Origin of the sequence: Isoptericola sp. NPDC060257, from assembly GCF_042726645.1 — a bacterium.
GTDB lineage: Bacteria > Actinomycetota > Actinomycetes > Actinomycetales > Cellulomonadaceae > Isoptericola > Isoptericola nanjingensis.
Map to the genome: position 1 here is coordinate 1 of NZ_JBHXAW010000231.1, position 7259 is coordinate 7259.

The window sequence follows — 7259 nt, forward strand, 5'->3', positions numbered from 1 at the left end:
GTCGTCGGTCATCTCCGGGATGCGCGACCCGCAGCCGTTGGCGCCCACCGACACGACGGGCAGCGCGAACGCGCCGAGGTCCTCGGCGAACTCGAGGTACTCGAGGTAGCCGATGCCGTACGACTGGTTGTAGCCCCAGAAGTTCCAGTTGGTCGGGCGCTCCTCGACCGGGCCGATGGTCTCCTTCCACTGGTACGTCCGCTGCCGGTCCTGGCCGTCGGACTCGAGGTAGGAGTCGAAGGTGCCGACGTTGGTGACGCAGCCGCCGGGGAACCGCAGGAAGCTCGGGTCGTGCGCCGCGACCTTCTCGGCGAGGTCCTTGCGCAGCGTGCTCCTGCCGTTGACCGGCCCCACCCACGTGTCCTGCGGGAACAGGGACACCATGTCGAGGCGCAGCGTGCTCGCGGCGCCCGAGGCGACCCGCAGGCGCGCGGCGTTCGTCGTCGCGGACGCCGTCACCGTCGCCGTGTACCGCGCCCACTCGTCGGAGCCGTCGACGGCGACCGTCGCCGTCCCGTACGTCGTCGCGCCGTCGGCGGACACGAGGGTCGCCGTGAGGTCCTGGGCGACGTCGCTGCGCGCCCAGACGGAGAAGTCGTACGACGACCCCTCGCTCAGCGCGACGCCCTCGTTGTACGACGCGTTCGAGACGCCGGTCGTGCCGTCGGAGGTCACGGTGAGGTAGTGCCGGTTGCTGTCGTTGAGCCACTCGCCGCGCGCGGACTCGACGGCGACGTCGCCGCCGCCGGTCTGCTCCCAGCCCGTCAGGCCGGTGAAGCCCGCGTTGTCCTCCTGGGCGAACTCGAACGACCGGTTGCGCACCAGCTCGGCGTACAGGCCGCCGTCGGCGGCGTAGTTGATGTCCTCGTAGAACACGCCGTACAGGTCGTCGCTCATCTCGGTGCGGTCGGCGGCCGAGTCGATGGTGAGCCGTTGCTCGACGACCTCCGGCTCGCCCTCCGGGTACGCCTCGAGCAGCGACTGCTGCTCCGCCGTCGTGATCGGCAGCACCGTGCCGTGCCGCGGGTGGCTCGGCAGCTCGGCGTCGGGCACCGAGGTCCAGTCCCCGCTCGCCAGGTCGTCCGTGCGGAACAGCATGTACCCCTGGCCCCCGTGGTACGACGGCTGGTCGATCATCATGAACCAGGAGTCGTCGGTCAGGGACGGGAAGACGGTGGGACCCTCGCCCGCGGTGAACTCGCCGCCCCACGGGTTGGGCTGGCCCACGCCGACGTGCTCGGCGACCAGGTCCCACCCGTCGCCCTCGGTCACGCCCTGGGTGCGGGACAGGTCGTCGGAGGACTCCTCGCGGACGGTCATGTCCGCCTCGTCCTTGGTGAACCGGTAGTAGGTGCCGTCCTCGACCGCGACGGTCGAGTCGATCATGCCCCGGCCCGCGCCGCGCTCCTCGTCGATCCACACCTGCGGCTCGGAGAAGCTGCCCGCGGAGAAGTCGGGCGTCGTGGCGGACAGCATGCGCTGGTACGACGTCGCGATGTCCCGGTCCTCCGGCGCGACGTCGTCCGGGTTCAGCGCCGACGCCCAGTAGACGACGAACTGCCCGGCCTCGGCGTCCCAGGTCGCCTCGGGGGCCCAGAGGTTGCCGGCGTCCGGCGGCGCGACCTCGACCTCCTGCTGGTCGGACCAGTGGATCAGGTCGTCGGAGGACCACACCATCATCGCCCGGCTGCCGGTCTCCTGGGCGTCGCCGAAGTTCCCGCCGCCGGCGATCTTCAGGTCGGTGGCGAGCAGGTAGTAGGTGCCGGTCTCGGGGTTGCGGGTGAGGAACGGGTCGCGCAGGCCCTGCGTGCCGAGGGTGGACTCGAGGACGGGCTCACCGCCGTTCAGCGTGGTCCACGCGGTGGGGTCGTCGGCCTCGCTGACGGCCAGGTAGATCTTCTCGCCGCCGTCCTGCTCGCCGGCGAAGTAGGGGAAGACGTAGGCGCCGTAGCCGTCGCCCGCCGCCGACGGGGCCGGCGACTGCGACGCGGGAGCCGCCCGCAGCGGGACGGCCGCGGCCGCCGTGGCGGGCAGCGCGAGGGCGAGGGCCGCTGCCGCCAGGGGCCTCGACCATCGGGGCCCGTGCTGTCTCGATGGGATGTGCATCGTTGTAGAACCTCCGTGTCGTACGTCGTCGTACAGGTGCGGGGGGTGCAGGTACCGAGATGGTGCGCGGTGGTGGGACGTCGGGCCGGCGGCGCGTGCCGCCGACCCGACGCCCGGACGGGTGCGGAGCCGGGACGGCTAGGAGCGCCGCAGGGCGAGCAGCCGCTGCAGGACCACGAAGACCAGCAGCAGCGCGCCGATGACGATCTTGGTCCACCAGGAGGAGAGAGTGCCCTCGAAGGTGATGATCGTCTGGATGAGTCCGAGCACGAGGACGCCGAGCACGGACCCGAGCACGAAGCCGGTGCCGCCCGTGAGCAGCGTGCCGCCGATGACGACGGCCGCGATCGCGTCCAGCTCCATGCCCACGCCGGTCAGGGAGTAGCCCGACCGCGAGAACATCGCGAACAGCAGGCCGCCGAGACCGGCGCAGGTGCCGCTGATGACGTACACCAGCACCTTGGTGCGCGCGACGGGCAGGCCCATGAGCTTGGCCGACTGCTCCCCGCCGCCGATGGCGTACACGGTGCGGCCGAACTGCGTGTAGTGCAGCAGGTAGAACGCGACCGCCACCACGACCAGCGCGATCACGACGCTCGACGTGATCCGCCACTGCCCGCCGGCCCACGTGTCCCAGGAGGCCAGGGCGACGAAGGTCGGGTCGTCGATCGGGATCGACTCCGGCGCGACGAGGAAGCACAGGCCGCGGGCGAAGAACATCGCCGCGAGGGTCGCGATGAACGGCTGCACCTCGAAGACGTGCACCATCGCGCCGACGAGGAGCCCGATCAGCGAGCCGATGAGCACGACCAGCGGGATCACCACCCCGGCGGGGACGCCGGACTGCAGCAGGTACGCCGCCGTCACGCCGGACAGCGCCAGCACCGAACCGACGGAGAGGTCGATGCCGCCGGTGAGGATGACGAACGTCATCCCGACGGCCAGCACGATGAGGAACGCGTTGTTGATGAACAGGTTCGCGAGCACGCCGACGGACAGGAAGTTGTCGTAGCGCGCGCCGCCCACCACGAGCAGCAGCACGAACACCACGAGGGTCCCGACCACGGGCAGGTAGCGGCGGTCGACGCGCAGGCGGCGGCCGACGGACGGCACGCGGTCCGGGGACGGCGCCCCGCGGCGCGAGGATGCGAGGGTCGTCATGAGGCCACCACCTTGTCCGTCGCCACGTCGGCGGGCTTGTCCGACGGCGTCACCGGCGCCGCCCTGCCGCGCCGTCGCGTGCGTTCCGAGAGCTTGCGCCGCATCGCGGGCGACTGGAGCAGCGTCACCGCAGCGACCACGAGCGCCTTGAACAGCGGCGTCACGAGCGGCGAGATGCCGACGTTGGTCACCGTGAGCGACAGCGTCGCGATGATGAGCACGCCGACGAAGGTGCCGGAGAGCGAGAACTTGCCGCCGGCCAGCGACGTGCCGCCGATGACCACGGCGAGGATCGCGTCGAGCTCGATGAACAGGCCGGCGTTGTTCGCGTCGGCCGCCATGACGTTGGACGACAGGATCAGCCCGGCCAGCGCGGAGAACAGCCCGGACAGCGCGAAGACCGTCCACACGATGGTCCGCGCGCGCACGCCGGCGAGCCGGCTCGCGGCGGGGTTGATGCCGACCGACTCGACGAGCATCCCGAGCGCCGTGCGCCGCACCAGCAGCGCGACGAGCGCGAACACGCCGAACGCGACCAGGGTCGCGACGGGCAGCCCGAGCCAGTACCCGGCGCCGAGCATCTTGAACGGGGCGCTCGTGACCGTGGTGATCTGCCCCTCGGTGATGAGCATCGCGACGCCGCGGCCGGCGGTCATGAGGATGAGCGTCGCGATGATCGGCTGGATCCCGAGCACGGACACCAGGAACCCGTTCCAGACGCCGAGCACCAGGCCGAGTGCGAGGGCCATCCCGATGGCGAGGAGCACCGTCGTCGTCGACGCCGGGTCCGGCGCGCCCGCGATGAACGTGAGGGCCACCGCCCCCGAGATCGCGACCACGGCGCCCACGGAGAGGTCGATGCCGCGGGTGGCGATCACCAGCGACATGCCGAGGGCGACCAGCATGAGCGGGGCGCAGTTGCGCAGGATGTCGATCGGCGACCCGAAGAGGTGGTCGTCGAGGATCGACACGGACAGGAAGCCCGGTCGGACGGCCGTGTTGACGGCGAGCAGCGCGACCAGCGCGACCACGGGCCAGAACAGGTGGTGGCGGACGACGGCGCCGAACCCGCCGGCGGCCTGCGATGTGGGCATCAGCGGTCCCCTCCGCTCGCGATGAGCTCGACGACGTCGTCGACGCCGACGGAGTCGGTGTTGGTCAGCTCGGCGACCTTCTGCCGGTCGCGCATGACGGCGATGCGGTGGCTGAGCCGCACCACCTCCTCGAGCTCGGCGGAGATGAAGAGCACCGCCATGCCCCGGCCGGCGAGGTCGGACACCAGGCGCTGGATCTCCGCCTTGGCGCCGACGTCGATGCCGCGGGTCGGCTCGTCGAGGATGAACAGCTCGGGCGCGGTGGCGAGCCAGCGGGCCAGGAGCACCTTCTGCTGGTTGCCGCCCGACAGGTTGCGCAGCAGGGCATCGGGGTTGGCGGGCCGGATGTTCAGCGCCTCGATGTACCGCTGCACGATCTCGTCGACCTGCTTGCCGGGCAGCGGGCGCAGCCAGCCGCGCTCCGCCTGGAGGCCGAGCACGATGTTCTCCCGCACGGTCAGGTCGCCGACCACGCCCTCGGCCTTGCGGTCCTCGGAGGAGAACGCGATCCTGCGCCCGATCGCCGTGCGCGGCGTGCGCAGCCGGGTCGCCGTCCCCTTGACGGACAGCGTGCCCGTGTCGGCCCGGTCCGCCCCGGCGAGCAGACGGGCCACCTCCGTGCGGCCGGAGCCGAGCAGGCCGGCCAGACCGACGACCTCGCCCTCGTGGACGTCCAGGTCGAAGGCCTGCACGGAGCCGCGCCGGCCGAGACCCACGGCCTGGACGAACGGCTTGCCCTGGGCCGCGTCGACGGTGTGCTCGGTGCGGACCTCCAGGTCCTCCAGCACCTCCATCGACCGGCCGATCATGCGCGAGACGAGCTCGCTCCGGGTGATCTCCGACGTCCGGTACTCCCCCACCCGCGCGCCGTTGCGCAGCACGGTCATGCGGTCGGAGAGCTCGAACACCTGCTCCAGGAAGTGCGACACGAACAGGATCGCGACGCCCTGGTCGCGCAGCCGGCGCACGACGGCGAAGAGCCGCGCGACCTCGTCGGCGTCGAGGCTGGACGTCGGCTCGTCGAGGATGAGCACCTTGGCGTCCACCACCATGGCCCGGCTGATCGCGACGAGCTGCTGCACGGCGATCGAGTGCGAGCCGAGCGAGGAGGAGGGGTCGACGTCGAGCCCCATCGTCGCGAGGTGCTCGGCCGCCCGGCGGCGCGTGCGGGGCCAGTCGATGGCGCCGAACCGCCGGGGCTCGTTGCCGAGCATGATGTTCTCCGCGACCGTGAGGTTCTCGCAGAGGTTGACCTCCTGGTACACGGTGGCGATCCCCGCGGCCTGGGCCTCGCCCGGGCCGGAGAACCGGTGCGGCTCGCCGTCGACGAGGATCTCGCCGGAGTCGATGCCGTAGACGCCCGTGAGCGCCTTGATCAGCGTGGACTTCCCCGCGCCGTTCTCGCCCATGAGGGCGTGCACCTCGCCCGGCAGGAGCCGGAGGTCCACGCCGTCGAGCGCCTTGACGCCCGGGAACTCGATGGAGATCCCGGTCATCTCGACGACGGGGCGCACGTCCTGGGGCCGGGCGTCGGGGGTGCTGCCGGCGTCGCCGGCGTCCGATGGCGTCATCCTTGACCTTCCGTGGAGCGCGGTGGGCGCGGCGCGGGCGTCCCGCACCGCACCCACCGCGGGTCTCGTGGAGCGTACCGACGGTCACTGCTGACGGTCAGTACCGACCATCAGCACCGACGATCAGTACTGACGGTCCGGCAGCGCGGCCTTCGCCGCCTCCTGGTCGAACGCCTCGTCCTGGGTGACGATGCGCTTCTCGACCTCCTCGCCGGCCACGACCTTCTTCGCGATCTCCGCGAGGTCCGGGCCGAGCAGCGGGTTGCACTCGACGATGTAGTTGATCTTGCCGTCGGCGAGCGCCTGCATGCCGTCCTTGACGCCGTCGACCGTGATGATCTTGATGTCCTTGCCCGGCACCTTGCCCGCGGCCTCGATCGCCTCGATGGCGCCCAGGCCCATGTCGTCGTTGTGGGCGAAGACCAGGTCGATGTCGTCGTACTTCTGCAGGAAGCCCTCCATCACCTGCTTGCCCTCGGTGCGGGTGAAGTTGCCGGTCTGCGAGTCGATCATCTCGATGTCGGAGCCCGCGATCGCGTCGGCGAAGCCCTGCTGCCGGTCGATCATGGGCGCGGCGCCGGTGGTGCCCTGCAGCTCGACTGCCTTGTAGCCCTCGCCGTCGTACTGCTCCACGGCCCACTCGCCGGCGCGCTTGCCCTCCTCGACGAAGTCGGACCCGATGAACGACTCGTACAGGGTGTCGTCCTCGGAGTCGACGGCCCGGTCGGTGAGGATCACCGGGATGTTCGCGGCCTTGGCCTCCTCGAGCACGGCGTCCCAGCCGGTCTCGACGACCGGGGAGAACGCGATGACGTCGACCTGCTGCTGGATGTAGGACCGGATCGCCTGGATCTGGTTCTCCTGCTTCTGCTGCGCGTCGGAGAACTTGAGGTCGAAGCCGTTCTCCTGCGTGAGCGTGTCCTGGATGGACTTGGTGTTGGCCGCGCGCCAGCCGGACTCCGCCCCGACCTGCGAGAAGCCGAGGACGATCGTGTCCGAGGCGGCGGCCGACTCGCCGCCGCCGTCCCCGCCGCCCTGGGGCGCCTGCTCGCTGCTGCACGCGACCAGCGAGGCCGCCGTGAGCGCCGTGACGAACAGCGCCGCACCGGCGCGCCGGAAGTTCTTGCTCATGATCTCCTCCTCGAGACGCCGGCCGACCGGGGGACCCGGTCCCTGGGTCTTCTCTGACCCTCCGGCAACGCTTGTGTGACCGCTAACATAGCGGAGATGTGACCGGTCACAATAGAGGCCGTCCAGGAATCCACGTCACGATCGCGTAACGGCGCCGGTGGACATCCCGAGAGCGTTGCGGGTGCGATCGTGGCCC

Annotated in this window: 5 protein-coding genes; all 5 read right to left on the reverse strand. The window is 71.0% G+C overall.

The features are described from left to right. On the reverse strand, nt 1–2106 hold a 2106-nt coding region (locus ACFWEK_RS16540; protein ID WP_430554741.1), incomplete at its 3' end, for a carbohydrate binding domain-containing protein. Between the two features lie 138 nt (nt 2107–2244). Further along, nucleotides 2245–3267, reverse strand: coding sequence for a galactofuranose ABC transporter, permease protein YjfF (yjfF, locus tag ACFWEK_RS16545; RefSeq protein ID WP_430546616.1), 1023 nt, complete (start codon nt 3265–3267; stop codon nt 2245–2247). Next, nucleotides 3264–4361 (reverse strand): ABC transporter permease, encoded by a 1098-nt coding sequence (locus ACFWEK_RS16550; protein WP_430546617.1) that lies wholly within the window; start codon nt 4359–4361, stop codon nt 3264–3266. The genes yjfF and ACFWEK_RS16550 overlap by 4 nt, the downstream gene beginning before the upstream one ends. After that, nucleotides 4361–5932 carry a sugar ABC transporter ATP-binding protein gene (locus ACFWEK_RS16555; protein WP_430554742.1) on the reverse strand — a complete coding sequence of 524 codons (1572 nt, stop codon included), beginning with the start codon at nt 5930–5932 and terminating at the stop codon, nt 4361–4363. Before ACFWEK_RS16555 ends, ACFWEK_RS16550 begins: the two co-directional genes overlap by 1 nt. 123 nt (nt 5933–6055) lie before the next feature. Then, nucleotides 6056–7063 (reverse strand): ABC transporter substrate-binding protein, encoded by a 1008-nt coding sequence (locus ACFWEK_RS16560; protein WP_430554743.1) that lies wholly within the window; start codon nt 7061–7063, stop codon nt 6056–6058. Between the last annotated feature and the right edge of the window lie 196 nt (nt 7064–7259).